The sequence below is a fragment of the Stackebrandtia nassauensis DSM 44728 genome (genome assembly GCF_000024545.1).
Taxonomy (GTDB): domain Bacteria; phylum Actinomycetota; class Actinomycetes; order Mycobacteriales; family Micromonosporaceae; genus Stackebrandtia; species Stackebrandtia nassauensis.
Window position 1 is genome coordinate 4,591,240 of record NC_013947.1, and the last position, 25,723, is coordinate 4,616,962.

Consider the following 25,723-nt stretch of genomic DNA (forward strand, 5'->3'; position numbering starts at 1 on the left):
AACCGCAGCTTCGCCGCCGACCAACCCGGCCTCACCCCCGCCGGGATCGGCGGACTCGACGCCAGTCAGAAAGGCGCCGCCATCGACTCCTTCGTGTCGGCCGTCGACCTGGTCTTCGCCGCCGGGGCGGTGTTCATGGTGCTGGCGCTGCTGCTGTCGCTGCGGCTGAGAACCCCGGCGCCCGAACCGAAGCCCGCGCCGGAACCGGCGATGACCTCCTCCTTATCCATCGACGGAAAGCGGGCCCGTCCACGCTGGACGGGCCCGCTTCGCATCAGGACGCGGCATAAGCCTGGGTCAGCCGGATGTGGTTGCCCGACGGGTCGCGGAACGACGAGTCGATGCCATAGGGACGCGGCTCCGGCTCCTCCACGAACTCCACGCCCCGAGCCGACAGCTCCTTGAACGAGGCGTGGCAGTCGTCGGTGCCGAGGAACACCGTCCCGGCGAAACCCTTGCCCATCAGGTCTTTCACCTGCTCGGTGGTCTTGGCGTCCATCACCGGCGGGCCCGGAATCGCCATCAGCACGATCGCGGTGTCGGGCTGACCAGCCGGGCCGACCACCAGCCACCGGAAGTCCCCCATCTCGGCGACGGTGACGTCGGCGCGCACCTCCATGCCGAGCTTCTTGGTGTAGAACTCAAGCGCGACATCCTGATCGTGCACCCACAGCTGGGTATGGGCGATCGTGATCATCGGTTCCTCCTGGGCTGTTCGAAGTGGTCACCGTCCACGTTATTGACGCCCGGTCGCGTCGTCTTCTCGAAACGTCCGGAGTCGCGGACGGCTGTGGGCACGCAGCACGCAACCCGGTATCAGTGCCAGGTTCGACGCGGGCGGGTGAGCGTCGCGATAGGACTGTGGCGGCTTCCCGTACATGCGGGTGAAGCTGGACGTGAACGAGCCGATGCTGCGCAGCCCGACGGCCAGGCAGATCGCCGCCACCGACCGGTCGGTGGTGCGCAGCAGTGCCGCGGCGCGCTCCAGCCGCCGGGTCAGCAGATACGCGTGCGGGGATTCGCCGAACGTGCGGCGGAACTGGAGGCTGAACTGGGACCGCGACAGGCCCGCGGCCCGGGCCAGATCGGCGACCCGCAGGTCCTCGAAGTACCGGGCGTCGACGAGATCCTTGGCGCGCAACAGATGGCGCGCGGGCGGTACGGAGGCCATGTCCGGAAGTATCGACCGGCCCTACGACATCGGGGCTGCGAACACGACGATCGGGCCCGCCCATCCCAGGCGGGCCCGATCCGGGTAAAGCTCAGCGGAAGTCGTTCACGTGGTCGATCGCCCACTGGGCATAGTCGCGGGCCGGTTTACCGGTCGCGGCTTCCGAGGACGGCCCGAACTGCGGCGCCGAACCCTCGGCGAGCATGTCCAGCACCTCGGCGGGCAGGAACTGTTCGGCCGCCGCGCGCGGCAGCTCCTCGACGGCGATCTCGCGGCCGAGTGCCTCGCCGATCAGCTCGACCTGGCGACGCTGGGTCAGCGCCTCCGGGCCGTCGATGAGCACCTTGTGTCCGTCCAGTTTGTCGCTGGTCAGGCCGAGCAGCGCCACGTCGGCGATGTCCCAGTCGTGGATCGGGCGCACCAGCGAGTCCGGGTACGGCACCCGCACCAGGCTCTCCTTCTTCACCGAGTCGGCCCAGAACAGGGTGTTGGTGGCGAACATCGCCGGACGCACGAAGACCCAGGTGAATCCGGCGTTCTCCAGTCCCTGCTCGGCCAGCAGGTGCATGCGGCCGATGAAGTTGTCCATGGCGTCGGGCATCGCGGCACCGGCCGAGGACAGCAGCACCACCTTGGACACTCCGGCTTCCTTGGCGGCGGCGACGAAGTTGTCGAGGCCCTCGTGCGCCGAGTACAGGAACACCCGGTCGACACCCGCGAGCGCGCGCGGCAGCGTCTCGGGTTTGGTGAAGTCGACGAGGATCGGCTCGACGCCGGGCGGCAGCTGGGTGTTCTCGGGGTCGCGGCTGGCGGCGCGCACGGTTTCGCCGGCCTCCAGCAGTTGGTCGATGACGCGGCGCGCGAGGTTGCCGCGCGCTCCGGTGACCAGAACGGTCATGGGTTGCTCCCTTTCTTGGGGGGTTTGGGTGGATCGGCGAGCGCCGCCAGGACGCGGCGCAGTGTCTTGCCGTATCTCTCGATGAACTCCTCGGAGTTCGGTTCGACGCCGAACAGCTGGCGGACCAGGTGCGGCATGGCGGCGGGCATCATGGTCATCCCCATGAACACCAGTTGCAGTGCCTCCGGGTCCAGGTCGGCGGCGAACTCGCCTGATTCCACGCGACGACGCATCCACTCCTGTTCCCGTTCGTAGTCGGCCTGGTCCTGTACGTCGGGGGCGTCGTCGTTGAGGGCCTGCCACAGCAGCAGCCGGACCCCGCGCGGGTCCGAAAGGGACTCGCGCAGGTACCACATCATGGTGTCGGCGGCCGGGACGGCGGGGTTGGCGTTGACCGCCTCGGCGTCCAGCCAGCTGCGCTGCATCGCCTGGTACAGGCCCTCTTTGCAGCCGAAGTAGTAGCTGATGAGCTGCTTGTTGACTCCGGCCGCCTCGGCGATCCGGCCGACCCGCGCCCCGGCGAAGCCGTGGGCGGCGAACTCGTCAAAAGCCGCCTCCAGCAACCGCCGTTTGCTGCGTTCGGCGTCGCGTTGCCGTTCGGAGGTCTCGGGGGTGCGTCGGGGCGCGGGTTCGGCCATGCGGCAACCGTAGCAGTTAATCATCCAGTTGGATGATTGAGTCAACTGTGCGGTTGATTACAGCGTTGGCCCACTGGACGAGATGTAGTACATGTGCTATCAATTGAAGCACCAGTAAACCAATAAGGAGAACGACTATGTCTTCGACTGGCGGTCCGGGCTCCCCCGTCATCGAGGTGCGCGACCTTCGGATGCGGTACGGCACGAAGGACGTCCTCACCGGCGTCAACTTCACCGCCGCCCCCGGCGAGGTCATCACGCTCTTGGGCCCCAACGGCGCGGGAAAGACCACCACCATTGAGATCCTGGAGGGATTCCGGATGCGCTCGGGCGGACACGCCCAGGTGCTCGGCACCGATCCCGCCACCGGAAGAGAGGACTGGCGCGCCAAGTTCGGTGTGGTGCTCCAGAACTGGCGCGACCATGGCAAGTGGAAGGTCCGGGAGTTGCTGAAGCACCTCGGCGAGTACTACGCCCCCTATTCCACCGAACTCGTCCCCCGCCCCTGGGACGCCGACGAACTCATCGAGACCGTCGGCCTCACCGAACAGGCCGACAAGAAGATCCGGATGCTGTCGGGCGGCCAGCGGCGCCGCCTCGACGTGGCGATCGGCATCGTCGGCCGTCCGGAACTGCTGTTCCTGGACGAGCCCACCGTCGGCTTCGACCCGCACGCCCGCCGCGAGTTCCACGACCTGATCCACCGGCTGTCCGACCTGGACAACACCACGATCCTTTTGACCACCCACGACCTCGACGAGGCCGAGAAGCTCGCCGACCGGATCCTGATCCTGGCCGGTGGCCGCATCATCGCCGACGGCTCGGCCGACTACCTGGCCCGGCAGATGTCCACCGAGGCCGAGGTCAAATGGCGTGTGGACGGTGACTTCCACGTCCACTCCACCCTCGACGCCACCGACTTCGTCCGCAAGCTGTTCGCCGAACACGGCGACGCCGTCACCGACCTGGAGATCCGCCGCGCCAGCCTGGAGGAGACCTACATGTCGATGGTGCAGCAGTTCGAGTCCGGCAACGAGGAGATCGCGATCCACCAGTTCCAGGAGGCCACCCGATGAGCACCCCCACCACCGCCCGCACGCCCTACGTCATCGGGCTCAAACGCGGCTGGATCGAGTTCAAGCACTCCGTGATGTCCACCGACATCATCGGATTCCTGTTCCCGACGCTGATCGCGGTCATCGTGATCCTGTTCCTGCGCGATGTGGACGTCGAGGGGGCACCGGTCTCACTGGGATCGATGTCGCTGCCGAGTCTGCTCGGCATGAACCTGGTCTTCGGCGGACTGGCCGGACTCGCCGGACAGATCATCACCGAACGCGAAGACGGCACCATGCTGCGCGCCAAGTCGATCCCCGGCGGTATGACCTCCTATGTCATGGGGGCCAGCGTCTCCAGCTCGATCTTCATCTCCTTCAGTATCGCGCTCATCCTGATCCCGGGCGTGATGCTGTTCCCCGGCGTCTCGTTCGCCAGCCCGACGTCGTGGTTGCTGGTCGTGCTGGTGACCGTGTTCAGCCTGGCCGCGACGATGCCGATCGGCGTGGTCCTCGGCTCGATGTTCACCAACCCCAGGCTGATGGGGCTGGTCATGTTTCCCATCATGGGCATGACGGCGATCTCGGGTATCTTCTACCCGATCACGGCGCTGCCGGGTTGGCTACAGGGCATCGCGCAGGTCTTCCCCATGTACTGGGCGGGGCTGGGCATGCGCTCGGCACTGCTGCCCGACTCCATGGCGGCCGTCGAGATCGGAGGGTCGTGGCGACACCTGGAGACCTTCGGGGTACTGGGGATCTGGGCCCTGATCGGGCTGGTGCTGGCCCCGATCCTGCTGCGTCGGATGGTCCGCAAGGAATCCGGTTCCGCCGTCGCCGAACGCCAGGAGCGCTCGGCGCAACGCGGCGGACCCCGCTAGCACCAAGACGAACCACCCCACCGTCGAGAGAGGATAACCGTGGCGACGAACAACGAGGTGATCTACAACCGGATCGCGATGTTGCGTGCCGAACGGGGTATCTCACGGCGACAGCTGGCCGAGGCGCTGGGCGTCCACTACCAGACGATCGGTTATCTGGAGCGCGGCGAGTACAGCCCGAGCCTGTACCTCGCGTTGCGGATCGCCCAGTACTTCGAGGTGGAGGTCGAGGTGGTGTTCTCCACCGCCCCGTTCCCCCGCATCGGCAGCGAACGGTCCTGAAACGCGCGGGCGGTGACCCCGGGAAATCGGGGTCACCGCCTTCTCGTCGTCAGCCGACGACGAAGGTCGTCACCGAACGGGCGGGCAGCGTCGCGGTCATGCCGCCGCCGGAGATGTCGGCGGTACCGGCGCGGTGCGGGACCCGTTGCGCGTTCGTCGTCTGCCACACCTCGGCGGTGCCGCTGTCCAGCCCCGTGAACGACATCGCGGTGCTGGTCTCGGTTGTCGCGGTGTTGACGACCACGATGTTCTTGTCGTCGGCGGACGCGAACACGTACAGCAAGTCATCCGAAGTGGACGTCGCCACCATCGTGGTCCCGAACGGCCGGAACAGACCCTCGCCGGTGAACATGCCGACGCCGTGCGAGATCGGCATCGGCTTGTTGATGTCGACGAAGTCCTCGCCCTGCCCCTCACCCCATTCGCCGGTCAGGCCCAGGCAGCCGTTCTTGTCCCCGAACAGCAGCGCGGTGGCCTCGGATTCGAGCATCGTGCCCAGTGCCGCGGCACCCCACACTGTCGGCAGGTGCGAGGTCATGGACGAACACGCCGGGCTCTTGTCGCCGTGGTCCATGTTCCACTCACCGATCTGGATGCCGACGTCCGAGCCGTTGGGGACGGTGGAGTCGATGAGTGTGCGCACCTCGGCGATGTCGCGTTCGTAGTTGGCGGCCTCGGCCAGCAGCTGTGCGTCCGGCAATCGGGTCTCCCCCATGCCGTAGTCGTGGTAGTCGACGAAGTCGACGTGCTCGCCGGACTTCTCCAGGAAGGTCCGCAGGTAACCGATGTTGTTGTGCGCGGTTCCCGGACCGCCGACCTGCACCGACGCGTCGGCGGCGTGGATGCGGGTCGCGATCTCGTTGAAAACGCCCGCGTAGGTCGCCGCGTCCATCCGCGGCGGGTTCCCGGCGTCGAGCTCGTTGCCGACGATGACCTTCGGAACCGTTCCGGTGGCGGCGAAGTGCTCGTACAGGCTCACCGCGTCGTCGGCGTCGGCGGGCACCACGAGGATCGGGGTGGCGTTCATCTTGTCGCGGATCGCCGACATCCAGGTGTCGCCGTCATAGTCCTTGTGACAGCTGTCGCCGCCGCAGATGATCCGGCTGTCGTGGTCGCCGGGGGTCTCGTAGCGCAGTTCGATCCGCATCGTGTCGAAACCGTGCGCCGCCAGCGCTTTGCGGTGGTCCTCGCTGTTGACGATGTAGTTGAGGCCGCCGTATCCGGTGATGGTGACGCCGATGTCACCGGTCTCGATCTGGGCGGTGGGCCTGGTGAAGTCCACGGCCACCCCGGCCTCGTCGGCGGTGGCCGTCGTCGTGTGGGTGACGACGGCACCGCCGGTGAGGGCCAGGGTGGCCGCGATAGCGAGCACGCGTGATCGGCGCATGGGGATCCTTTCGGGCACAAGGGGAAGCAGGGCCCGATAATCCTTACACACCTGTCAGCAAGCGCCCAGGTCTCGCCAGACTCCCCACTCTCCGGTGGTTCCGGGCTCCTCGCCCTGGGTCCACCACTTCGCCTGCCAGTTGTGGCCCTTGTGCGAGACCTTGTTGCCGCCGTTGTAGACCTTCGTGGACTCCCAGGCCGCCTCGGTGCACTGGTCGGGCGGATCGGTGGTCGGCGTCGACGTCGGCGACGAGCTCGACGAGGTGGGGTCGCCACCCGGATCGCCGAGTCTCGGGTGGTCGACGCTGAGCGCGTAGCTCTTGCCGCCGAACTTCAGCACGTAGTTCGACGGGGTCGAGATCGGCAGCCGGTAGACGATCTTCACCGTCACCGACGCTCCCGGGGCGATCGTCTGCCAGCTGGGCACGGTCAGCGCCACCCGCTGGAAGTCGCCCTTGAGGCCGCCGGTGTTGCCGCCGGTATGGCCACATTTGACGGTGCTCAGTGTCCACCCGGACTGCTGCGTCATGTCGCACGGCGCCGAGGTGGCGTAGTCGAACTCCAGCACCGCGCCGCCGGGGATGGTCGCCGAGGAGTTGTTCTTGATGGTCATGGTCGGGTTGATCGGGTAGTTGGCGTCGCCGACGGCGTAACCGGAGTAGGTCACGTCGACGTTGAGCTGGGTGTCGGGCATCGTGATGTTCGACTTGGTCGCGTCGTAGGGCCCGGCGTTGGCGAAGGCCGCGTCGATCTGGTCGATCAGCGTGGTGCCCATCCGGTACTCGCCCGCGTCGGCGTCCCAGTCGTAGTCACCCGACATCTCCCAGAACATGATGCCGCCCAGGCCCTGGTCGATGACGAACTTGGTCTTGGCGGCCATCGACTCCTCGTCCTCGGTGGACAGGAAGACCTTCTTGTCGGCGTTCCACAGCCACGGCGCCTCCATGGTGTCGGCGTAGTGGCGCGAGTAGGTTCCGGTCAGCCGGTCGGTGGGGTCGTTCTCCGGATCCAGGCCGTAGTCCTCGATGTAGCTGCCCTGGATCCCCTCCTCCAGGTTCTTGGCGTGCCACATCGGGTTGGCCCCGGCCGGTTCCTCACCGCCCATGGTGTTCTTGTCGTGCCACAGGTTGTCGATGCCCAGCGCGCCGTCGCCGCACGGCACGGTGGAGCCCACGTCACCGCCGGTTCCGGCGGGGCACTTGGTCTGGTCGGCCAGTGCGGAGGTACCCCACAGGCCGTTGGTGCCGCCGTTGACGTTGCGCCAGCCCCGGGTGTAGAACGGGGTGCCGATGTTGATGCGTCCGGCGGGCATGCTGCCCCGGAAGTAGTGGTAGGCCCAGTCGGTGTTGAGATAACCCATTCCGTAGGTGCCGTACACGTTCCAGTGCTTCATCTCGGAGTCGGTGCCGTCGTCGTACAGCGCCGCGTTGGGGCCGACGAAGTGGTTCCAGGCGCCGTGCAGGTCGTAGCTCATGATGTTGGCGTAGTCCAGGTACTCGGTGACCTGATAGGACTCACTGCCGCGCAGGATCCAGCCGGACGCGGAAACGGCCGCGGTGGACATGTAGTACTTGCCGTCGGCCGCCGAGGCGGCGTTGAGCTTCTCGCGGATCGTCTTCATGAGCTTGACGTACCCGGACATCAGGGTGGCGCGCCGGGAGTCGGAGAACTGGAAGTCCAGCGGGTTCCCGGCGTGGTTGGCGCTGGTGGCGTACTCGTAGTCGATGTCGACGCCGTCGAAACCGTACTTGCGCAGGAAGTCCACCACCGAGTCGGCGAAGGTGTTGATCTTCGTCTGGGACTCGGCCAGCGTGTAGAAGCCGCCGTTGGCGACCCGTTTGCCGTCGTCACCGAAGTAGCCGCCGGTCTCGGCCCAGCCGCCGACCGAGATCAGCGTCTTGACGTTGGGGTGCTGCTTCTTGTACTTGTTCAGCAGGTTGAAGTGTCCCTTGTAGGACAGGTCGGGGTCCATCTCGGCGCCGGGCACGCCCGGCCACTCCATGCCGATGGCGGGATTGGACGCGGTCGGCGAGCCGACCGAGATCTTGTCGTCCTTGACGTGGGCGAAGGCATAGTTGATGTGGGTGATCTTGTTCCACGGAATGTCGTTGACCAGATAGGCCGGTGTCCCGTCCTTTCCGGTGCGCCAGCTGGCGAAATAGCCGATTGACCTTCGTGGACTGTCCATGGTCTCTCGTCCGGCGGTGTCGTAGACATCGCAGTAGGGCACGTCCACCCCGCTCTGCTTGTACAGACCGTCGGGGCGGCATTCGGCGTCATCGGCCTGGGCGGAACCGGTGATCATGATGCCGAACACCCCGGCCAGTACCAGGGCGGCGATGGGTGTGACAAGAGACAGGAAGCGACGGTTCATGACCGCCCTCCTTAGAAAACTTTATTAACTGTGGGCACTCCCATCATCTACACCCGATGCCCCACACGCAAGTATTTGCGTATGTCAATTTGTAAGCGATTCCCTGCCGTGCGGAGTCGACCATCCGGACGCGTCGGGCCCCACCGGCACGATCCCGGTCGGGTTGATGTCGGAGTGGACCACGTAGTAGTGCCGCTTGATGTGATCGAAGTCGACGGTCTCGCCGAAACCGGGCGTCTGGTACAGATCCCGGGCGTAGGCCCACAGCACCGGCATCTCGGTGAGCTTGTTGCGGTTGCACTTGAAATGTCCATGGTAGACCGCGTCGAAGCGCACCAGCGTCGTGAACAACCGGATGTCGGCCTCGGTGATGGCGTCGCCCATCAGGAACCGGCGGGTGCTCAACCGCTCCTCAAGGGCGTCGAGCCGACCGAAGACGTCGCGGTAGGCGGCCTCGTACTTCTCCTGCGAGGTGGCGAATCCGGCGCGGTAGACGCCGTTGTTGAACTCCTTGAAGATCGGCTCGATGACGGCGTCGATCTCGTCGCGCATCCCCTCGGGATACAGGTCGGGCGCGCCCTCGCGGTGATACGCGGTCCACTGTGTCGACAGGTCGAGTGTCATCTGGAGGTAGTCGTTGGTGACGAGCTTCCCGCTGGGAATGTCGACAATGGCCGGGACGCTGACGCCGCCGTCGTACTCCGGTTCCCGGGCCCGGTAGGCGTCGCCCAGGTACGCGATCTTCAGCACCGGGTCGATGTCACCGGGATCGAGGGTGAACCGCCAGCTCAGCTCGTCCTGGATCGGGTCGGCCACCCCCAGCGAGATCACGTCCTCCAAGCCCAAGAGCTTCCGCACGATCAGCATCCGGTGCGCCCACGGACAGGCGCGCGACACGATCAACCGGTACCGGCCCGGCTCCACCGGCCAACCCGAGGAACCGTCCGCGGTGATCCGGTCGGCGAAGTGACTGCGGGAGCGCTGGAACTCGCCGGACTCGTCCACGGCGTGGTTGTTCTCGACCATGCCCGCAGCCTAGACCCTCCGTCCCGAGTCTTTCAGTGGCGACACACTTTCCACATATCGAGATATAGACAGCGGGCAATGCTTCAGATACTCTGAGCCCACCTGTCGCAGCCCGGCGACAGGATTGTCCATACCTGAGGCCCAAAGGTAGGAATCATGCGAAGAATACTCGCCGTCACCCTTGCCGTAACCGCCCTGACAGCCGCTTGGGCAGTGCCCGCCCAAGCGGAACCGGCGCCACTGGTGAAGATCACCAAGGCGCAAGGCGAGAAGGTGCCCGGTCAGTACATCGTCAGTTTCAAGTCCGACTCCGGCGTCAACTCAGCGGTCAAATCGCTGAACAAGAAGCCGCTGTTCACCTACGACGACGCGCTCGACGGTTTCGCCGCCAAGCTGTCGGCCGGTGAACTGTCCGCCCTGCAACACAACCCGAACGTCGCCATGATCGAAGAGGACGGCGTCGTCAAGGTCGACACCACCCAGTCCAACGCGACCTGGGGCATCGACCGCATCGACCAGCGGAACCTTCCACTGTCGACCACGTACACGTACAACTCCACCGGTAGCGGCGTCACCGCCTACATCATCGACACCGGCATAGCGGCCACCCACAGCCAGTTCGGCGGCCGCGCCAGCAACGTCTACAACTCCGCCGGTGGCAGCAACTCCGACTGCAACGGCCACGGCACCCACGTCGCCGGTACGGTCGGCTCGGCCACCTACGGTGTCGCCAAGGGCGTTGCCCTGCGCGGCGTCAAGGTGCTCAACTGCCAGGGCAGCGGCAGCTGGTCCGGCGTCATCTCCGGCATGGACTGGGTGACCGCCAACCACGCGGCCAACTCGGTGGCCAACATGTCCCTGGGCGGCGCCTACAACGCCTCCGTCAACGCGGCCGCCACCCGCATGGCCAACGCCGGTGTCTTCACCGCGGTGGCCGCGGGCAACGAGAACACCAACGCCTGCAACAGGTCCCCGGCCAGCGCGTCCAACGTGACCACCGTGGCGGCCAGCGACCGCACCGACACCAAGGCGTCGTTCAGCAACTACGGCAACTGCGTCGAGGTCTACGGCCCCGGCGTGAGCATCACCTCCACGTGGCTCACCGGCACCAACACCATCAGCGGCACCTCGATGGCGTCGCCCCACGTGGCCGGTGTCGGCGCGCTCTACAAGGCCGTGAACGGCAACGTCTCCTCGGCGACGGTCAACTCCTGGATCGCCAGCAACGCCACCTCCGGAGTCATCAAGTCCAACCCCTCGGGAACCCCGAACCGCCTCGTTTACAAGGCGAACCTGTAACGCCCGATGAAGAACCGCCGCCCGGCATCCGTCGCTGATGCCGGGCGGCGTTCGGTTCTGAGTCGCTAGTCGACGGTGACGGCCTCGCCACACAGGACGGTCTCGGCGGCTTCCGGCGGGTACAGCTCTTCGTCGGCCGGGTTCTCGGGTCGGTCAACGCCCAGACAGAACCGGACGTCCTTGCCCTTCAGGTCGATGGTGGTTCCCGCCAGCTTCGTGGGGTAGTCGGGCCACACGCTGGCCGCGTCGAATTGGTACTCGCGCGACAGGGCCCGGTCGGGTTCGACGATGGTGGCGGCGTAGCGGCCGCCGGTGGCGGTGTCGGTCTCGCATTCGGGGACTTCCTCGGGCGGCATCTCGCCCTGCGGGTTGCCGTGGCAGGCGTGGATGATCCGCAGCCCGAACTCCACCGAGTCACCGTCCACTATGATCTGGACGTCGTCCTCGGTGGGTTCGAGTTCCTCGTCGGTGGGCGATTTTGGGTCGGTGACCCAGCCGCGGTCGTAGGCGAGGAGGGCGCCGCTTCCAGTGTTGTTCAGCGTGAACTCGACCGTGACGTCGTCACCGTCCACGTCGATGCTGGACGAGAACTCCGCCCCGTCCATCGCGGCGCCGCCCTCGCCGTCGTCGACTCCGCCGCGTTGGCCACAGGCCGTAAGCAGCAGTGCCGACGCGATGGCGAGGGCGGGCAGCGATCGCTTCATGCCGATCAGTATTCCTCGCGCTTGGGGAGGTTGTACTCGTCCCGCAGCGCGTTCTCGGTGAGTTCCCACGGGTGGGTGTCGTCGCGTTTGTCGGGGGTGTTGGAGTCGTGGTCGTGGTCGACCTCCAGGCCCACCGCCGTGCGCTCGCCCTGTTCGGTTCCCTTGTTCTGGCCGTTGGGGTCGCCGTGGTACGGGGTGTCGTCGAAGCCGTTGTTCCAGAAGTCGTACACGTGCGCCATCTCGTGGTACAGCACCGTGGACGAACGGCCGTCGTAGTAGTTCGGGGTGTAGCCCGGGTTCATGTTGATCTTGGAGTCCTTGTTGCCCCAGATGCTCTCGTCGCCGGACTCGGCGCTGCCGCCGTCCTGGGCCGCGCTCTGTTCCACGATGGTCAGTGAGTGCTCGCCGCCCCAGAAGTTCGGGTCGCGCTTGGACTCCAGGCCTTCCAGCATCTGCTGGGCGGTCGGCGAGGAGCGCATCATGTCCAGGTCGGCCTGCATCCGCTCCTTGAACTCGTCGGAGCCCTCGAACTTGATGAAGCCACCGGCGTCGCTGATCTCGACGGTGACGGTCTTGTCCACGTTGTGGGTGGAGTCGCCGTCCTGGATGTACGCGTCGCTCTTGCCGGAACCGGCGGTGACGTCGTCCTTGCCCTCGCCGCCGTAGAACACGTCGCCGCGTTCGGGTTTGCTGGGGTCGTAACCGTCGTAGTCGGTGCCGGTGCCGCCGCCGCGCAGCGTGTCGTCGCCCTTGCCGCCGGAGATGATGTCGGGGCCGGTGCCGCCGTCGATGGTGTCGTTGCCCTTGGCGCCTTCGAGGTAGTCGGCGTCCTCACCGCCGTTGATGTAGTCGTCGCCGCCCAGGCCGTAGAGGGTGTCGTTGCCGGTGCCGCCGCCGATGTCGTCGTTGCCGTCCTGGCCGTCCACATAGTCGATTCCGGAACCGCTGGACACGTAGTCGTTGCCCTCACCGGCGTACACGTCGTCCTTGCCGTGACCGGACACGATGGTGTCGGCGCCTCCGGCACTGTGGACCCGGTCGTTGCCGTCGCCGCCCAAAAGCGTCAGGTTGACCTTGGTGTTCTTGTCGACGGTGATGACGTCGTTGCCCTCGCCACCGCGCACCACCACCGGGGTGCCCGGCGGGAAGGTCTGCACGACGCCGTTGACCTCGACCTTGACGTTGCCGTCCTTGTCGGTGGTGACGTTGACCTTGTCGTTGCCGGAACCGGTGTTGACGACCGCCTTACCGTCCACCATGATCACCGAGGTCTTGTCGGCCTCCGGCGGCACCGTGAACGGGTCGGCCTGGTTCTCGACGATGGCTTCCCAGGCCTTGGAGTCCTTCTCCCATTTGGTCTTGGACTCGTCGAACTTCCCGGCGTACGGGCCCAGTTCGTCGTCATAGGACTTGCGGATCTTCTTGGCCTTCTCCACCGAGTCCAGGACCGCCTTGGACTGTTCGGGGTTCTCGGGCATGAAGGTGAGGATCGAGCCGCCCGGCGGCGGGTTCGCCCCGCACATGTTGGGCACGGCGCCGGTGATCTTGCCCAGCGCCTCGGTCAGGAAACCCTGGAACTTGCGCTGCAACGCGGCGATGCCGTCCAGGTGACCGGCGATCTCACCGGCGCGGGTGTCGGCGCCGTCGAGCGAGCCGATCAGGGTCTTGCGGTGCTCGGCGAACGAGTCGCGGCAGTCACCGGCCCATTTGCCGTTGACGAGGTCGTTGGAGGCGGTCTCGACGTTGTCCGCAGAGGTCTTGCCTACCTTGGCGAGTTCGCGCCAGGCGGTGGCGGCCTTCTCCAGTTTCCCGGGGTTGCCTTCCAGGTTCCAGTAGCGCGTGTCGACGTTGATGTGGGGCTCGGGCACGGGTTTGTCTCCAGGGGGTTCGGGCGGGGAGGACGTCAGGGAGTCAGCGGGTTGTTGTCGTCGACGTTGTCGATCGTCTGGCCGTTGTTCTGGTCGGTGTACTGGTAGGCGAACGCGACCTGATACAGGCTCTCCATGTCCTCTTCGCACACCGCGATGAGACGTTCCACGTCGGTACCGGCCGCTTCGATGGCGCCGGTGTAGGCGGCCTGCACCTTGGCCGCCGCGTCGGCGTTGCCGAAGACGTCTCCGCCCAGCGAGATCTCGCCGCGGGCGGTCTTCAGCGCGCCGAAGAGATCCTTGGACTCGGTGAGGAAGGCCTCGGCGAGCCGGGCCAGGTCAGTTGGGTTAGCGCGTACTTCTTTTGCCACGCGCACAAGCTACCGACCCATGGCCCGGTTCACCATGGCTGTTCGGTCAGAGTGGCACTAATCCGTGAGAGTAACCGCGCTGGCGGAGGTGGCCCCGACGGTTCCGGCCAGCTTGGTCAACAGGTCCGCGGGCACCTCGGCGTCGGTGGCGACGATCATCAGCGCCTCGCCCCCGGCCTCGCGCCGCGACACCTGCATCGCGCCGATGTTGATCGACTCGTCGCCCAGCGAACCACCGATGAGACCCACGATGCCGGGCCGGTCGGTGTAACGCATGATCAACAGCGGTCCCTCGGCGTCGATCTCGACGTCGTACCCGTCGATCTCGGTGAGCTTGCGAACCTCACGCGGCCCCTGGGTCACGGTGCCCGACACCGACACCGCCCGGCCGTCGGCCAGCGCACCGCGCACGGTCACCTGGTTGTGGAACTCGGGGCTCTCGGCGGAGGTGAACAGCCCGACGTCGATCCCCTTGTCGGCGGCCAGCAGCGGCGCGTTGACGTAGGTCACCTGGTCGGCGACGTCCACGAACAGTCCCTTGGTGGCGGCCAGCTGCAACACCGACACGTCGGAGTCGATCACTTCGCCGCGCACCTCGACGGTCACCGACTGGGCCGGGCCCTCGGCGATCGCGGTGAACAGGCGTCCCAGCCGCTCGGCCAGCGGCAGCAGCGGCCGCACGTCCTCGGCGACCCCGCTTCCGGCCTTGACGTTCACGGCGTCGGGCACGAACTCGCCCGCCAGCGCCAGTTTCACGCTCTTGACGACCTGGAGACCGGCGTTGTCCTGCGCCTCCCGGGTCGAGGCACCCAGGTGCGGGGTGACGACCACGTTGTCCAGCGCGAACAGCGGCGAGTCGGTGCACGGCTCGGTGGCGAACACGTCGATACCGGCCCCGGCCACCCGGCCGTCGGCCAGCGCCGCGGCCAGCGCGGCCTCGTCGATGAGGCCACCACGGGCGGCGTTGACGATCCGCACGCCCGGCTTGACCTTGTCCAGCTCGTCCTTGCCGATCAGGCCGATGGTCTCGGGCGTCTTGGGCAGGTGGATCGAGATGAAGTCACTGCGCAGCAGCAGGTCGTCCAGGCTCACCAGCTGGATCCCCATCTGGGCGGCCCGGGCGGGCTGCACGTAGGGGTCGTAGGCGATGAGGTTGGTGTCGAAGGCGGCCATGCGGGCCGCGAACAGCTGCCCGATCTTGCCCAGGCCCACCACGCCGACGGTCTTCCCGGCCAGCTCGACGCCGGTGAACTGCGACCGCTTCCACTCGCCGCGCTTCAGCGAGGCGTCGGCGATGGTCGTGTTGCGGGCGGTGGCCAGCAACAGCGCCACGGCCTGCTCGGCGGCCGACACGATGTTCGACGTGGGAGCGTTCACAACCATCACGCCGCGCTCGGTGGCCACGTTGATGTCCACATTGTCCAGGCCAACGCCCGCGCGAGCGACCACCTGAAGCTTCGGAGCGGCGGCCAGGGCGGCGGCGTCGATACGGGACGCACTGCGCACGATCACGGCGTCGGCGTCGGCCAGCGCGGAGTGCAGCGTCGGGATGTCGGTGCCGTCGATGACACGAACGTCGAAGTCGCCCCCGAGGGCGGCCACGGCGCTGTCGGCGAGCTTGTCGGCGATGACGACGACGGGACGGACGGGCGTGGTCATGAAAAAGCGCTCCTCGCGGAAAAGGTCGACATGAAGGCTTAGGGACGCGACGCTGCGCCTGATGCGGCGATAACCGCAGGCCATCGTATGCGTCGGTGACGGTAGGAATACCGGCGGGGGCGCCCCTTGCCCGTTACGTCACTCCCGCCAGCGCGTGCCAGCGTCGCATACGCGATCTGTCAGCGCGGTGGCGCAAGGTCGGCGCGTCCCCGTCGAAAGAGAGGAATCGCCATGACCGGGCGATCGACACCGCTGACCGCACTGCCCATGACCCGCGCCGAGGGCCGCCCCTTCGACCCGCCCCCGCTCCTGGCGCGGCTGCGCGACGAGGCCCCGCTCCGTCGACTGACCTACGCGGACGGCCATCAAGGTTGGCTGGCCACCGGACACGAGGAGGTGCGCACCCTCTTGGGCGACAACCGGATCAGCCCGAGACCCGACCTGATCCACCTCCCCTTCGAACTGGAGGGCATCACCACCCTCCCGGCTCCGGCACCCGGCGCCGTCAACCAACTCGACGGCCCCGACCACGCCCGGTTGCGTCAACCGCTGGTCGGCTGGTTCACCGTGCGCCGGATGCGGCAACTGACCCACCAGGTCGAAACCCTCGTGGCCGACCTGTTGGACGACATGGCCGACCGTGGCCCCGACGTCGACCTGGTCGACGAGTTCGCCTACCCGCTGCCCGTCACCGTGGTGTGCGATCTGCTGGGAGTCCCCGAATCCGACCGCGCGACCTTCCGCGATCTGGTCACCACCAGCGGCCGCTCAGACCTGCCGATCCCGGACCGCTTGGCGGCCAACGAACAGCTCGGCGGCTACGTCGGCGAACTCGTCGCCGCCAAACGCGCCAGACCCGCCGACGACATCATCAGCGCGCTGACCGAAACCGATCTCGACGACACCGACGTCGTCGGCCTGTCGGCGTTCCTTATATCGGCGGGATTCGACACCACGGCCAACATGCTGGCACTGGGAACGATGGCGCTGCTGGAACACCCGTCCCAGCTCGCCGCCTGGCGCGCTGACCCCGGCATCACGAACACCGCCGTCGAAGAGTTGATGCGCTATCTGTCCATAGTCCACACCACCGTCCATTCCGCCGTCGACGACATCGAGATCGCGGGGCAGACCATCAAGGCCGGGGACTCCGTCACCCTGTCCTTCATGGCGGCCAACCGTGACCCCCGCAAGTTCCCCGACCCCGACCGGCTCGACCTTCGCCGCAACGCCACCGGCCACCTCGGCTTCACCCACGGGGCCCACGCGTGTCTCGGCCAGCAACTGGCCCGCGTCGAGATGCGCGCCGCGTTCCCGGCCCTGCTGCGACGATTCCCGAACCTGCGGCTGAACATCGCGATCGAGGACGTCCCGCTGCGGGATCCGCTGATCCTGGTCTACGGCCTGGACCGCCTCCCCGTCACGCTCACCTGATCAGCCCCGTCCGAAGTGCCACCGCCACGGCCTGGGTCCGATCGCCGACACCGAGCTTGCGGAACAACCGCCGGGCATAGGTCTTGACGGTGTCCTCCGAGATGTGCAGCTCGCGTCCGATGCGCGCGTTGGACTTGCCGTTGCTCATCCCGATGACGACGGTGAGCTCGCGCTCGGTCAACCGACACCCGGGAGGCCGCACGACCACCGGCGGCTTCGGCTCCAGATCGATCCCGGCGGCCGCGAGCGCGTTGAGCAGCACCCGCCCGTGATGGGTCAACAGCTCGCGGCGCCGATCCCGAGCGGCCTCCCGAGCGATGATGGCTGCCGAGCGACAAGCGGCCTCCCAAGCGGACAAGCCTCGTGTGGGTGGATAAACGATGGTGGACATCGAGGTGCTCCTAGGTCAACCGTCGCAGGTGCGAAACTCGCGCCGCGTGGGTGAGGGCCGGTGGTCGTTGTGGGTGCGCCAGATGCTGACGGCGTGATCGGTGAAGCGTCGTTTCCACTCTGGCCAGTTGGAGTACCACTTGGCGTTCCAAGACGGGTAGGGCCGGGCCGAGAGGTTGCTGATGGTGCACACCATTTCGGCGGAGTGTGGGTCTCCGGCGAAGACGCGGATCGTGTCCGGCATTGAGGAAGAGGTGACGACGTAGGTGTGCAGCGGATCGCGGAACTGGCCGTAGATGGTCATGAGCTGGCCTCGCTGTCAGCACCGACCCGCTTGCGCGCGTGCGAGCACGGGTAGACGATCACGGCTTGGTAGTAGCGAGTACAAGTTCGACACCAAGCGCGCTCCCCGGTTTTGTCCACTGGATACGGTTCGTGATCCTGTTGTTCGAGTGTGGCTTTCTCCATGACGTCCAGCCTCCTTTGACTCGTCGAGAATGACGATATGAGCTGGGGATATGGAAACGCGAAAAGAATGTAAGTCATGGGGTGTCACGCTCGCAATAGTGGTCTGAAGTTGACGCAAGAAATAGAAACCGGAAATATTCGCCGCTCCATATTTCCGATTACGCGTCGATTTAGCGAGAGCTGGAATCCTGAGGGGACTTGAGGTTGCGTTGTCACACTGAGCGACTACCATCCGCGTTATGACTGGTAACGGGCGACTTCCCAGTACTCCGGCTGTCGAGCTTGGACTGCAACTGAAAGCTGAGCGAGAACGGCCAAGGCCGGGGAGACCGAAGGGATTCAGAAAGGCCGATATTCCTAGGGACATCCTGTCGTCGCGGACGTTGTTTGATATCGAAAAAGGACGGAAGAGCAAGGTCACGCGAGGGATGGTGCGGGATCTTTGCGCTTTCTATGAGACTGACCGGGCGTTGGTCGAGCGGCTAGTCACCCTCGCAAGGGCCACCTATATGGACGACTGGACCGACAGCTACGCGGGAGCCGTCGACAAAGACGACTGGCTCTATCAGAATCGAGAAGACCGAGCGGCCAAGCTCATGTTCCACGATTCAGTCTTCATTCCATCACTGATTCAGCCCGCCTCATACGTCGACATGATGGAACGGACTACCAAGGCCACCGTAGACAAGCTGGATTACGAGCAGGCGAAGCAATTCCGTATGAACCGTCAGGAGCGCTGGATAGCGTCCCGCCGACCCATGACGTGCCTGATCGGGGAGGCAGCGTTCTCGCTCAAGCTTGGCGACGGCGTGGACGAGGACGTCCGCAGTCATGTGCTCAAGCTCGCGCGGCTTCCTTTCGCGGAGATCCGGGTGATCCCGTTCGCCGCTGGACGCTACGACTTGCTTGGCTGGGAGGTGAACCTCCTGGAGTTTGGCAGTGGAGAGGAACCCGTCATCCGAGCCAGGACGGCACGCGGTGGCGGCTTCGTCTCAGCTACTAGCCGCAGAGGTAGGTTCTTTCGAGAGGCATTTCCGCTTGCCACAGAAGTTTCGGTACCAGTGAAAGAGTATTTGACATGACGCACGTAACCGGTCCGTGGCGCAAGTCCAGCCGCAGCGGGCAAAGCAACGGCACCGCTTGCGTTGAGGCGCGTGCCGTCGCGACGTGGCGCAAGTCCAGCCGCAGCGGCCAGAGCAACGGCACCAACTGCGTTGAGGCACGGCTGGTAGAAGCGACGTTCCAACTGCGCGACAGCAAACTTGGCGACGGCTCCCCCACCTTGGCCATGACCAACAGCGACTGGCGAGGACTGCTGACGCTCATCCGTCGCTAACCAGACGTCCACAACGGCCACCCGCACTCGCGCGGGTGGCCGTGTCCGTTTGGCTTTGTTTCTTAAAATTTTGCCCGAATACTTCCGCTTACTTGTCACTTTCCCGTCCGTCTCGTAAATTACACAGGCAATCAAACACAAACAGAACCGCTTGTGGCCACAAACGCGCGAGACCAAAGGACGGGACACTCATGGGACAGATGGCTGACCGGCTTGCTGCTCTGGTGGTCACGGCGTTCTCGCCGGATGGCCAGATCGAGGGGTCGTACGGTGCCGCCGCCGGAGCCAACATCCGCTTCAACGGCAACAGCTACCGCCACTACACCGAGCGCGGCCTGGGACACCAGTTGTCCCGGATGGCAGTGCTGGTGTGGATCGCGCATCAGCGCGGACACGACGCCACGGTGGCCGAGGTAACCGGCCAGCCGGTGTCCCGGCGTCAGGAAACCTGGGACGCCCGTCGTCGTCGGTTCCGCGAGGAGCAGGCCGAGACCGAATCCGAAGGCATGTCCACGGGCGGACTCGTCTACTTCCGCAACACCGGAATGCGCGACTGGCACATCGTCATCCGAGACGGAACACTATCCAAGCTGGACGAACCGGAGTTCGTCAAGGAGTTCCTCAGTGGATACGCCGCGCTGTCGCTGGACTACCGGCACAAGATGACCAAACTGCGCACCAAGCACTACGGCCCCGATATCTGGATGAAGAAGTGACACGCCAACCCATCAACACGAGGAGGATGACATGTGCAGTGACGTAGTAGCGGGCGATCTCAACGACCTGCGAATCGCGGCCCTGAATCTGGGGAAGATGTCGGAGCTCTACACGAACGGAGCATTCGTACTGGGCATCGCCCAGGGCGCCGACACGGAGACCTACGGACGCCCACACGAATGGTGGTCCTATGTCGAACAACAACTGGCGACCGCGCTGCGGTTCACCTACGACAGATTGAACGACGGCCAAGAGGCGCTACTCGCGGCCATCGACGCGTACGCGTACGTCGACGGCGACAACGCCAAGGGGCTCACCGACGTCGGCAAGGAGTACAAGGAGTACATCTCGAACCCGAACAACGTCGGCGACGAGAAGTACTACGACCCGCCCCCGCTGCACACCATGGTCGACGCACCCGACCTCGGCGACAAGCCCGAAGGCTGGGAGGAGAAATACGATGGCTAAACCACCACCCGGCAAGAGCAGCGGCAGAGGCTCGATCAACGACGACGAGGGGAAGATCGAGGTCGAATCCGGCGACATCCCACACGTCACCGACACGGAAATCAAAGACGCCGCCGAAAAAGTACGCGAAACCGCCGTCAGCAAAGGAAAGTCCGAACGGGACAAGGCGGAAGGCGACTACACGATCATGAACCCCGACAGCATGATCAGGCCCGACTTCGCCTCCGACGAGGAGATCGAGGAACAGGCGAAGTGGATCCCCGGAAGGTTCGAGCCATACATAACGCCGAACCCACTCGACATCGAAACCCTGGTCAAGCGGGCTGACACGATCGCCACCGTGTTCAACTGCTCCGGGAACAACCTCACCGATTCCCGGCTGAGCGGGGCGTACGAGATAGCCATGACCCGCTCGGACGAGTGGGAGGGCAAGGCGGGCGAGAACTTCGAGAAGTACATGGCTTCGCTGCCCACCATCATGGGAAACCACGGCAAAGTGGCGAACATGCTTCAAATCGAAGCCCAGAAGATGATCGAGCTGTACAAGAACCGCCGCAAGGGCGCCAAGGACATCGCCGACCAGGCGGTCAAGGCCATTGAGGCCATCGACGACAGCAAGGGCGAGGGGCTCGAATTCCTGCTGGCGGTGATCATCACGATCGGCACCTTCGTGGGTCTGGGCGGCGGTGGCCTCGCGATCGTCGGAGCCGGTGTCGCTTCCGGCGCCACCCTGGGCGGCCCCTTCCTCCCGGACGACAAAGAAGAACTCCCACTCGGCGCGGACACCATCGAAGAAGTCCTCGAGAACATGAAGAAGGCCCTCGACGAGCTCGACAAGAGCATCACCGAACAAGAGGACACCCTGATCGACGCCATGAAGTTCAACGAGAGCGAGATACGTCCGCACATCTCCGACGACTTCGGCAAGGAGACCCTGCTCCTCCCCATGCGGCCCGAGCTGGCCGGTGCCGACGTCAAGACCATCAAGGAACGGTTCCACCAGTTCACCGACGGCGACAGGTAGCGGGGGCACAGCGCCGGACGAACCCCGTCCGGCGCCCCCGCCGCTCACGCGATGGCGGTCCCCCGAAAACAGGTCGTCGTCGCACCGCCAACCCACACGGTCCCGTCCTCCTCAACGGCAATCGCGACCTCCCCCCGCCGCCCCAACCGAGCCCCTTGCGAAACCTTGTACGCCGCAGGCATCTCCCCCGCCCCGGTCAACCACTGCGCCACCGAAGCATTCATGCTCCCGCAAACCGGATCCTCGAAAACCCCCGACGCTGGCGCGAAAGTCCGCAACTCATACGCGAACTCCGACCCCTTCGGATACTCCCCAACAGCCCCCACCATCGCTGTCGGAAACCGCGAGAAGTCAGGCTCTAGAGCGAGCACTTCCTCAGCCGACCCGAGCCGAATCACGGCCCACCCCGGTCCATTGTCAACCCACTGATGCGAGACAACCGCCTCCCGCTCAATCCCGAACGCGTCCACGATCGCCGCCAGGTGCTCCGCCTCCAACTCCCCCACCCGCCTCCTCGGCGGCGCGGCAAACGACAACCCACCCTCCCCCTGCCGCAGCTCCACCAACCCCGCCGCACACTCCTGCACAATCCGCCCCGCCCGCTTCGGCTTACCCCCGTTCTCCAACCAGGCATGCGCAGACCCCAACGTCGGATGCCCAGCAAACTCAAGCTCCAACCCGGGCGTAAAGATCCGCAACCGATAGTCCGCCTCAGGATCGTTGGGGGACAACACGAACGTCGTCTCCGACAAGTTCGTCCAGTTGGCAATCCGCCGCATCACCTCGTCCTCCACCCCGTCCCCATCAAGCACGACAGCCACCGGGTTACCCAGATACGGCGCCTGCCCGAACACGTCAACCTGAGCGAAATCCCGAGAACCAGCCATACCCCGACCGTTCCACACCCCTGCCCCCCTTGCCATGTCGGGTCCTCGACAGTCCGCAACCGCCCCGTCTGCCTACATTGCTGAAATGTCGATGCTGCGCCGCCTCGTAGCGGCGCTCCGCGCCGCCCGCACCCGCACAGTTGAAACGCGCGACAAGATCATCGCAGCCAAAAGCCGATCCGACGCCGGACTGCTGGCATTCCAACAAGCCACAAACGGTTCCATCGACTCCCGCCCGGCTGAAGCGATCGCCAACCTCCAGCGGGCCAAGACGCACCTGGACGAAGCTCAGCGGCTGGTCGCCAACAGCGACGCAGCCGTGGACAACTACATAAACGCCATCCTCGGCGGTGCGTCAGCTGCGACGGCTCAGCCGTCCGCAGTCATTCCAGCATCCAAGCCGTCGAGATTCAAACCGATGCGAACCGACCCAGCCAAGGCCGACGAAATTCGACCCCACGTCGGCAAGGACCGAGCTGTCGCGACTTTGTGGGACGCTGACGGCAATCGCGTTCTCGGCCTTCACTCGGCGGACGACGACGGCCCCGCCGCAACGGCCGCCTGGAAGCCACCCTGGCGCGACTACGTCCGCTTGCGCCGTCACGTCGAAGCCCATGCCGCGGCCCGCATGCACCAGGACGGCCACAAAACCATGGTCATGTACATCAACCTGCCGCCATGCAAATACTTTGACGGATGCAAACTGAACCTGGAGGACATACTCCCCAAGGGCAGCACCTTGTGGATGCATCGCGTCTTCCAAAACGGCGGCACCAAGATCTACCAGTTCAACGGCACCGGGAGAGCCTATGTCTGAGTTCGTGGAGAGCATTCCTGTCACCCTCGACCCTGATATCCACGATGACTTGATGTCGAGTTGGGAAAGTGGGCTCGGTTCACGCGCGCTCATCGAATACGCGCGATCTCTTGGAATTGAGCCTCCAGACGATCGAGATGGCTGGCTCATCGTCCACGAGTTTGGCCCAGACGGAGTCGACCTCGGTCTGCGCTGGGACAACTCCGACGACGAACCAGTCAATCAAGTCGACTAACAAACCTACGTGCCAAGCTATCGCCTGGCGCGCATGCGAAGCATGCCTGCGCCACGGAAGGCCGCCGAGCGGAGCGAGGCGACGATTTTAGTGGTGGCCGCCTTCGACGGTGAGGCCGCGCGGGGTCAGGTACCACACGGCGACGGCTGCCAGCAGCATGAGTACTCCTCCGGCCAGGCCGACGATGCCGAGCGATTCGGTGAAGGCCGCGCGGGCGTGGTCGGCCAAGGCGGTGTTGCCCGTGTGGGAGGCGACCGAGAGGGCGCCGCCGATCGAGTCGCTCGCGGTGGAGGCCGCGGAGCCGGTGAGGCCCAGCGATTCGAGGCGGGTGGCCGCCATCAGGTTGTGGAAGACGACGGCGGCGATGCTGCCCAGGACAGCGACGCCGAGGGCGTTGCCGAGTTCGAAGCTGGTCTCCTCCATCGCGGCCGCGTTGCCGGTGCGTTCGACGGGGACCGAGGCGACGATGACCGCCGAGCCGATCGCCAGCGTCGCCATGCTCACGCCCACAAGAGATTGCGAGAGTGCGACCAGTGGGTAGTCGAGGTGGTCGCCGCCCAGGTAGAGGATGGCGAAGCCCAGGCCGCCGACGGCGAGGCCACCGGCCATCACCGTGCGGGTGCCGATGCTTTGGGCGATGCGGGGTGCCAGCGGGGAGATCACTCCGGACACTATGGCCACCGGGAGCAGGTGGATCCCGGTCTGGATCGGCGTGTATTCCATGACCAGTTGCATCCACTGCGCCAGCAACAACATCATCGCGGCCATCGCGACGCTGGAGATCAGCGCGCACATCAGGCCCGCCGACAGTGGACGGCGGCGCAGCAGGCGCAGGTCCAGCAGCGGTTCGCGGCGGTTGAGGCAGCGGCGGGCGAACCAGATCAGCGAGACGAGGGCGATCGTGCCGGTCAGCAGCGCGGTGGGGTCGGTGATGCCGTGTTTGCCGATCGTCTTGATCGCGTACATCAGCGAGATCATGCCGATGATGGACAGCGCGATGCCCAGGAAGTCCCACGGGACGGCGCCGCCGCGCGATTCGGGCAGCAGCCACAGCGCGAAGACGATCGCCAGCACCATGATCGGGGTGTTGATGAGGAAGGCGGCGTGCCAGCTGAAGTTCTGGACCAGGATGCCGCCGATGATGGGCCCGAGGCCCGCGCCGACGGCGGCCATGGATCCCCACAGACCCAGGGCGACCGCGCGCTCTTTGGGGTCGGCGAACAGGTCGCGGATCATGGACATGGTGGAGGGCATGATGAAGGCGCCGCCGAGGCCGAGCAGGGCGCGGGCCGCGATCAGCCAGGGTGCCGAGTCGGCGAACAGGACGATGAGGGGGACGGTTCCGAAGGCGGCGTAGCCGACCAGGAGCATGCGGCGGCGGCCGAAGCGGTCGGCCAGGCCGGAGGCGGTGACGAGGAAACCGGCCACGGCGAGGCCGTAGACGTCGACGATCCACAGTAGTTGGACGGAGCTGGGGCGCAGCGCGGCGTCGATCTCAGGCAGGGCCACGTTGAGGATGGTCAGGTCCATGACCACGATGAGCAGGCTGGCGCACAGGACGGCCAGGCCGACCCAGCGGCGCGGGTTGGCGTCGGGAGTCGTGGTCGTGGTTGTCGGGGCGATGGTCACCGTGGACACGGTTCACCTCTTTCTATGTGGTGGAAGGGGTTGGCGGGTTCAGTGGACGGCGATGCCGCCGAAGACGGTCTCGCGCAGCAGTCGTTCGGCGTCGCGCACGGCGATGTCGCCGCGGCGCAGGGCTTCGCGCAGGCCGACCAGGAGGCCGAACACGGCGTGGGCGATCCAGGTGGCCGACATGTCGTCGCGCACCACGCCCGCTTTCTGGGCGGCGGCGTAGAAGGCCAGTTCGCGGTTCTGCTGGACCTCGCTGGCGGCGACCATCTCGTCGTCGGTCTCGAAGGAGGGTTCGGTGAGGGCGAAGCCGTGTTCGTAGGCGTCGCGCACCAGTTGGCCGCACAGGACTTCCAGGGCGGAGCGCAGTTGGGCGGCGTCGCCGCTGGCGGTGGCCGTGTCGATGTCGGCGTTGTCCAGGGCCTCGCGCCAGGATTCGATGCTCAGTTCACCGAGCAGGCGGACGAGTTCCTCGCGTCCGGCGAAGTGGCGGTGCAGGGTGGCGCGGCTGACTCCGGCGGCGGCGGCGATGTCGGCCATGGACGCCGTGGGTTTGGCGTTGAGCAGCCGCAGGGCGGCTACCGCGATTTCACGACGACCCATCGGGCGAGACCTCCATGTAGCGATTGAGACATTTATGTCTCATACGATACGTGAAAGTCTCGCGTTTGTCACGCCTGAGTGAGCGATCCCACCACCGCTG

27 protein-coding genes and 1 pseudogene are annotated in these 25,723 nt (G+C 65.8%); 12 read left to right on the top strand and 16 right to left on the bottom strand.

The features are described from left to right. Positions 1-274: 274 nt before the first annotated feature. The 4 genes from SNAS_RS34295 to SNAS_RS21215 form a co-directional block, all read right to left on the bottom strand. Positions 275-697, bottom strand: a complete 423-nt coding sequence (locus tag SNAS_RS34295; protein WP_013019516.1) for a VOC family protein — start codon at positions 695-697, stop codon at positions 275-277. A gap of 39 nt (positions 698-736) precedes the next feature. Next, entirely contained in the window at positions 737-1,171 is a 435-nt protein-coding gene (locus SNAS_RS21205; RefSeq protein ID WP_013019517.1) for a helix-turn-helix transcriptional regulator, read from the bottom strand. A 91-nt stretch (positions 1,172-1,262) separates the two neighbouring features. After that, on the bottom strand, positions 1,263-2,069 hold the full coding sequence (locus SNAS_RS21210; protein WP_013019518.1) for an SDR family oxidoreductase: 807 nt from the start codon (positions 2,067-2,069) through the stop codon (positions 1,263-1,265). Next, complete coding sequence (locus SNAS_RS21215) at positions 2,066-2,707, bottom strand: TetR/AcrR family transcriptional regulator (RefSeq protein ID WP_041625094.1); 642 nt, start codon at positions 2,705-2,707, stop codon at positions 2,066-2,068. The genes SNAS_RS21210 and SNAS_RS21215 overlap by 4 nt, the downstream gene beginning before the upstream one ends. Before the next feature lie 137 nt (positions 2,708-2,844). On the opposite strand from SNAS_RS21215, the gene SNAS_RS21220 reads away from it, so the two are divergent. The 3 genes from SNAS_RS21220 to SNAS_RS21230 all read left to right on the top strand — a co-directional run bounded on the left by SNAS_RS21220 (position 2,845) and on the right by SNAS_RS21230 (position 4,925). Beyond that, complete coding sequence (locus tag SNAS_RS21220) at positions 2,845-3,783, top strand: ABC transporter ATP-binding protein (RefSeq protein WP_013019520.1); 939 nt, start codon at positions 2,845-2,847, stop codon at positions 3,781-3,783. Further along, on the top strand, positions 3,780-4,643 hold the full coding sequence (locus tag SNAS_RS21225) for an ABC transporter permease (RefSeq protein ID WP_013019521.1): 864 nt from the start codon (positions 3,780-3,782) through the stop codon (positions 4,641-4,643). The genes SNAS_RS21220 and SNAS_RS21225 overlap by 4 nt, the downstream gene beginning before the upstream one ends. Before the next feature lie 78 nt (positions 4,644-4,721). Next, positions 4,722-4,925, top strand: a complete 204-nt coding sequence (locus SNAS_RS21230; RefSeq protein WP_041626625.1) for a helix-turn-helix transcriptional regulator — start codon at positions 4,722-4,724, stop codon at positions 4,923-4,925. 49 nt (positions 4,926-4,974) lie between these two features. Here SNAS_RS21230 and SNAS_RS21235 read toward each other — a convergent pair whose 3' ends face one another. The 3 genes from SNAS_RS21235 to SNAS_RS21245 form a co-directional block, all read right to left on the bottom strand. Beyond that, entirely contained in the window at positions 4,975-6,312 is a 1,338-nt protein-coding gene (locus tag SNAS_RS21235) for a hypothetical protein (protein ID WP_013019523.1), read from the bottom strand. A 54-nt stretch (positions 6,313-6,366) separates the two neighbouring features. Then, the gene (locus SNAS_RS21240) at positions 6,367-8,685 is read right to left on the bottom strand and encodes a glycosyl hydrolase family 18 protein (RefSeq protein ID WP_013019524.1); all 2,319 of its coding nucleotides are present in this window, start codon (positions 8,683-8,685) and stop codon (positions 6,367-6,369) included. Between the two features lie 84 nt (positions 8,686-8,769). Further along, positions 8,770-9,711 (bottom strand): glutathione S-transferase family protein, encoded by a 942-nt coding sequence (locus SNAS_RS21245; RefSeq protein ID WP_013019525.1) that lies wholly within the window; start codon positions 9,709-9,711, stop codon positions 8,770-8,772. A 156-nt stretch (positions 9,712-9,867) separates the two neighbouring features. Here SNAS_RS21245 and SNAS_RS21250 point away from each other — a divergent pair, with 156 nt between their 5' ends. Further along, complete coding sequence (locus SNAS_RS21250) at positions 9,868-11,010, top strand: S8 family peptidase (protein ID WP_013019526.1); 1,143 nt, start codon at positions 9,868-9,870, stop codon at positions 11,008-11,010. A 65-nt stretch (positions 11,011-11,075) separates the two neighbouring features. Here the strand turns inward: SNAS_RS21250 and SNAS_RS21255 are convergent, their stop codons facing one another. Genes SNAS_RS21255 through serA form a run of 4 tightly spaced genes read right to left on the bottom strand, consistent with a single transcriptional unit; the run spans position 11,076 to position 15,612 of the window. Next, on the bottom strand, positions 11,076-11,714 hold the full coding sequence (locus tag SNAS_RS21255; RefSeq protein ID WP_013019527.1) for a hypothetical protein: 639 nt from the start codon (positions 11,712-11,714) through the stop codon (positions 11,076-11,078). A 5-nt stretch (positions 11,715-11,719) separates the two neighbouring features. Continuing rightward, complete coding sequence (locus SNAS_RS37240; protein WP_013019528.1) at positions 11,720-13,582, bottom strand: M91 family zinc metallopeptidase; 1,863 nt, start codon at positions 13,580-13,582, stop codon at positions 11,720-11,722. A gap of 35 nt (positions 13,583-13,617) precedes the next feature. Beyond that, the gene (locus tag SNAS_RS21265) at positions 13,618-13,953 is read right to left on the bottom strand and encodes a type VII secretion target (protein WP_144300587.1); all 336 of its coding nucleotides are present in this window, start codon (positions 13,951-13,953) and stop codon (positions 13,618-13,620) included. 57 nt (positions 13,954-14,010) lie between these two features. Then, positions 14,011-15,612: a phosphoglycerate dehydrogenase gene (serA, locus tag SNAS_RS21270; RefSeq protein ID WP_013019530.1), complete on the bottom strand. Its 1,602-nt coding sequence runs from the start codon at positions 15,610-15,612 to the stop codon at positions 14,011-14,013. A gap of 231 nt (positions 15,613-15,843) precedes the next feature. Between serA and SNAS_RS21275 the strand changes: the two genes are divergently transcribed. Beyond that, positions 15,844-17,046 (top strand): cytochrome P450, encoded by a 1,203-nt coding sequence (locus SNAS_RS21275; protein ID WP_013019531.1) that lies wholly within the window; start codon positions 15,844-15,846, stop codon positions 17,044-17,046. Here SNAS_RS21275 and SNAS_RS36860 read toward each other — a convergent pair. Both SNAS_RS36860 and SNAS_RS21285 read right to left on the bottom strand, forming a co-directional pair. Then, positions 17,039-17,239: pseudogene (locus SNAS_RS36860) on the bottom strand (response regulator transcription factor); the annotation flags it as partial. The gene SNAS_RS21275 and the pseudogene SNAS_RS36860 overlap by 8 nt on opposite strands. Before the next feature lie 213 nt (positions 17,240-17,452). Further along, positions 17,453-17,740, bottom strand: coding sequence for a hypothetical protein (locus SNAS_RS21285; RefSeq protein WP_013019533.1), 288 nt, complete (start codon positions 17,738-17,740; stop codon positions 17,453-17,455). Between the two features lie 403 nt (positions 17,741-18,143). Here SNAS_RS21285 and SNAS_RS21290 point away from each other — a divergent pair, with 403 nt between their 5' ends. The 5 genes from SNAS_RS21290 (at position 18,144) to SNAS_RS21310 (ending at position 21,449) form a co-directional block, all read left to right on the top strand. Then, positions 18,144-18,986: a Scr1 family TA system antitoxin-like transcriptional regulator gene (locus SNAS_RS21290; protein WP_083787190.1), complete on the top strand. Its 843-nt coding sequence runs from the start codon at positions 18,144-18,146 to the stop codon at positions 18,984-18,986. Next, a complete protein-coding gene (locus tag SNAS_RS21295; RefSeq protein ID WP_013019536.1) occupies positions 18,983-19,240 on the top strand; it encodes a DUF397 domain-containing protein in 258 nt (85 codons plus the stop codon). Before SNAS_RS21290 ends, SNAS_RS21295 begins: the two co-directional genes overlap by 4 nt. 191 nt (positions 19,241-19,431) lie before the next feature. Beyond that, positions 19,432-19,956 carry a hypothetical protein gene (locus tag SNAS_RS21300; protein ID WP_013019537.1) on the top strand — a complete coding sequence of 175 codons (525 nt, stop codon included), beginning with the start codon at positions 19,432-19,434 and terminating at the stop codon, positions 19,954-19,956. A 31-nt stretch (positions 19,957-19,987) separates the two neighbouring features. Then, entirely contained in the window at positions 19,988-20,425 is a 438-nt protein-coding gene (locus tag SNAS_RS21305) for a hypothetical protein (RefSeq protein ID WP_013019538.1), read from the top strand. After that, entirely contained in the window at positions 20,418-21,449 is a 1,032-nt protein-coding gene (locus tag SNAS_RS21310; RefSeq protein WP_013019539.1) for a hypothetical protein, read from the top strand. The genes SNAS_RS21305 and SNAS_RS21310 overlap by 8 nt, the downstream gene beginning before the upstream one ends. A gap of 44 nt (positions 21,450-21,493) precedes the next feature. Here SNAS_RS21310 and SNAS_RS21315 read toward each other — a convergent pair whose 3' ends face one another. Then, positions 21,494-22,336 carry a PhzF family phenazine biosynthesis protein gene (locus SNAS_RS21315; protein ID WP_013019540.1) on the bottom strand — a complete coding sequence of 281 codons (843 nt, stop codon included), beginning with the start codon at positions 22,334-22,336 and terminating at the stop codon, positions 21,494-21,496. 85 nt (positions 22,337-22,421) lie between these two features. Here SNAS_RS21315 and SNAS_RS33080 point away from each other — a divergent pair, with 85 nt between their 5' ends. After that, positions 22,422-23,153, top strand: a complete 732-nt coding sequence (locus SNAS_RS33080) for a DddA-like double-stranded DNA deaminase toxin (RefSeq protein WP_013019541.1) — start codon at positions 22,422-22,424, stop codon at positions 23,151-23,153. Continuing rightward, on the top strand, positions 23,146-23,388 hold the full coding sequence (locus SNAS_RS35340) for a hypothetical protein (protein ID WP_144300588.1): 243 nt from the start codon (positions 23,146-23,148) through the stop codon (positions 23,386-23,388). Before SNAS_RS33080 ends, SNAS_RS35340 begins: the two co-directional genes overlap by 8 nt. A gap of 87 nt (positions 23,389-23,475) precedes the next feature. Here SNAS_RS35340 and SNAS_RS21325 read toward each other — a convergent pair whose 3' ends face one another. Together SNAS_RS21325 and SNAS_RS21330 are read right to left on the bottom strand one after the other, a co-directional pair. Further along, positions 23,476-25,026, bottom strand: coding sequence for an MFS transporter (locus SNAS_RS21325; RefSeq protein ID WP_013019542.1), 1,551 nt, complete (start codon positions 25,024-25,026; stop codon positions 23,476-23,478). 39 nt (positions 25,027-25,065) lie between these two features. Next, entirely contained in the window at positions 25,066-25,623 is a 558-nt protein-coding gene (locus SNAS_RS21330; protein ID WP_013019543.1) for a TetR/AcrR family transcriptional regulator, read from the bottom strand. Positions 25,624-25,723: the final 100 nt, after the last annotated feature.

Bases quoted from the DNA above. Each gene is read 5' to 3' on its own strand.
- SNAS_RS34295 (WP_013019516.1), bottom strand. From the start codon at position 697: ATGATCACGATCGCCCATACCCAGCTGTGGGTGCACGATCAGGATGTC.
- SNAS_RS21205 (WP_013019517.1), bottom strand. From the start codon at position 1,171: ATGGCCTCCGTACCGCCCGCGCGCCATCTGTTGCGCGCCAAGGATCTC.
- SNAS_RS21210 (WP_013019518.1), bottom strand. From the start codon at position 2,069: ATGACCGTTCTGGTCACCGGAGCGCGCGGCAACCTCGCGCGCCGCGTC.
- SNAS_RS21215 (WP_041625094.1), bottom strand. From the start codon at position 2,707: ATGGCCGAACCCGCGCCCCGACGCACCCCCGAGACCTCCGAACGGCAA.
- SNAS_RS21220 (WP_013019520.1), top strand. From the start codon at position 2,845: ATGTCTTCGACTGGCGGTCCGGGCTCCCCCGTCATCGAGGTGCGCGAC.
- SNAS_RS21225 (WP_013019521.1), top strand. From the start codon at position 3,780: ATGAGCACCCCCACCACCGCCCGCACGCCCTACGTCATCGGGCTCAAA.
- SNAS_RS21230 (WP_041626625.1), top strand. From the start codon at position 4,722: ATGTTGCGTGCCGAACGGGGTATCTCACGGCGACAGCTGGCCGAGGCG.
- SNAS_RS21235 (WP_013019523.1), bottom strand. From the start codon at position 6,312: ATGCGCCGATCACGCGTGCTCGCTATCGCGGCCACCCTGGCCCTCACC.
- SNAS_RS21240 (WP_013019524.1), bottom strand. From the start codon at position 8,685: ATGAACCGTCGCTTCCTGTCTCTTGTCACACCCATCGCCGCCCTGGTA.
- SNAS_RS21245 (WP_013019525.1), bottom strand. From the start codon at position 9,711: ATGGTCGAGAACAACCACGCCGTGGACGAGTCCGGCGAGTTCCAGCGC.
- SNAS_RS21250 (WP_013019526.1), top strand. From the start codon at position 9,868: ATGCGAAGAATACTCGCCGTCACCCTTGCCGTAACCGCCCTGACAGCC.
- SNAS_RS21255 (WP_013019527.1), bottom strand. From the start codon at position 11,714: ATGAAGCGATCGCTGCCCGCCCTCGCCATCGCGTCGGCACTGCTGCTT.
- serA (WP_013019530.1), bottom strand. From the start codon at position 15,612: ATGACCACGCCCGTCCGTCCCGTCGTCGTCATCGCCGACAAGCTCGCC.
- SNAS_RS21275 (WP_013019531.1), top strand. From the start codon at position 15,844: ATGACCGGGCGATCGACACCGCTGACCGCACTGCCCATGACCCGCGCC.
- SNAS_RS21285 (WP_013019533.1), bottom strand. From the start codon at position 17,740: ATGACCATCTACGGCCAGTTCCGCGATCCGCTGCACACCTACGTCGTC.
- SNAS_RS21290 (WP_083787190.1), top strand. From the start codon at position 18,144: ATGACTGGTAACGGGCGACTTCCCAGTACTCCGGCTGTCGAGCTTGGA.
- SNAS_RS21295 (WP_013019536.1), top strand. From the start codon at position 18,983: ATGACGCACGTAACCGGTCCGTGGCGCAAGTCCAGCCGCAGCGGGCAA.
- SNAS_RS21300 (WP_013019537.1), top strand. From the start codon at position 19,432: ATGGGACAGATGGCTGACCGGCTTGCTGCTCTGGTGGTCACGGCGTTC.
- SNAS_RS21305 (WP_013019538.1), top strand. From the start codon at position 19,988: ATGTGCAGTGACGTAGTAGCGGGCGATCTCAACGACCTGCGAATCGCG.
- SNAS_RS21310 (WP_013019539.1), top strand. From the start codon at position 20,418: ATGGCTAAACCACCACCCGGCAAGAGCAGCGGCAGAGGCTCGATCAAC.
- SNAS_RS21315 (WP_013019540.1), bottom strand. From the start codon at position 22,336: ATGGCTGGTTCTCGGGATTTCGCTCAGGTTGACGTGTTCGGGCAGGCG.
- SNAS_RS33080 (WP_013019541.1), top strand. From the start codon at position 22,422: ATGTCGATGCTGCGCCGCCTCGTAGCGGCGCTCCGCGCCGCCCGCACC.
- SNAS_RS35340 (WP_144300588.1), top strand. From the start codon at position 23,146: ATGTCTGAGTTCGTGGAGAGCATTCCTGTCACCCTCGACCCTGATATC.
- SNAS_RS21330 (WP_013019543.1), bottom strand. From the start codon at position 25,623: ATGGGTCGTCGTGAAATCGCGGTAGCCGCCCTGCGGCTGCTCAACGCC.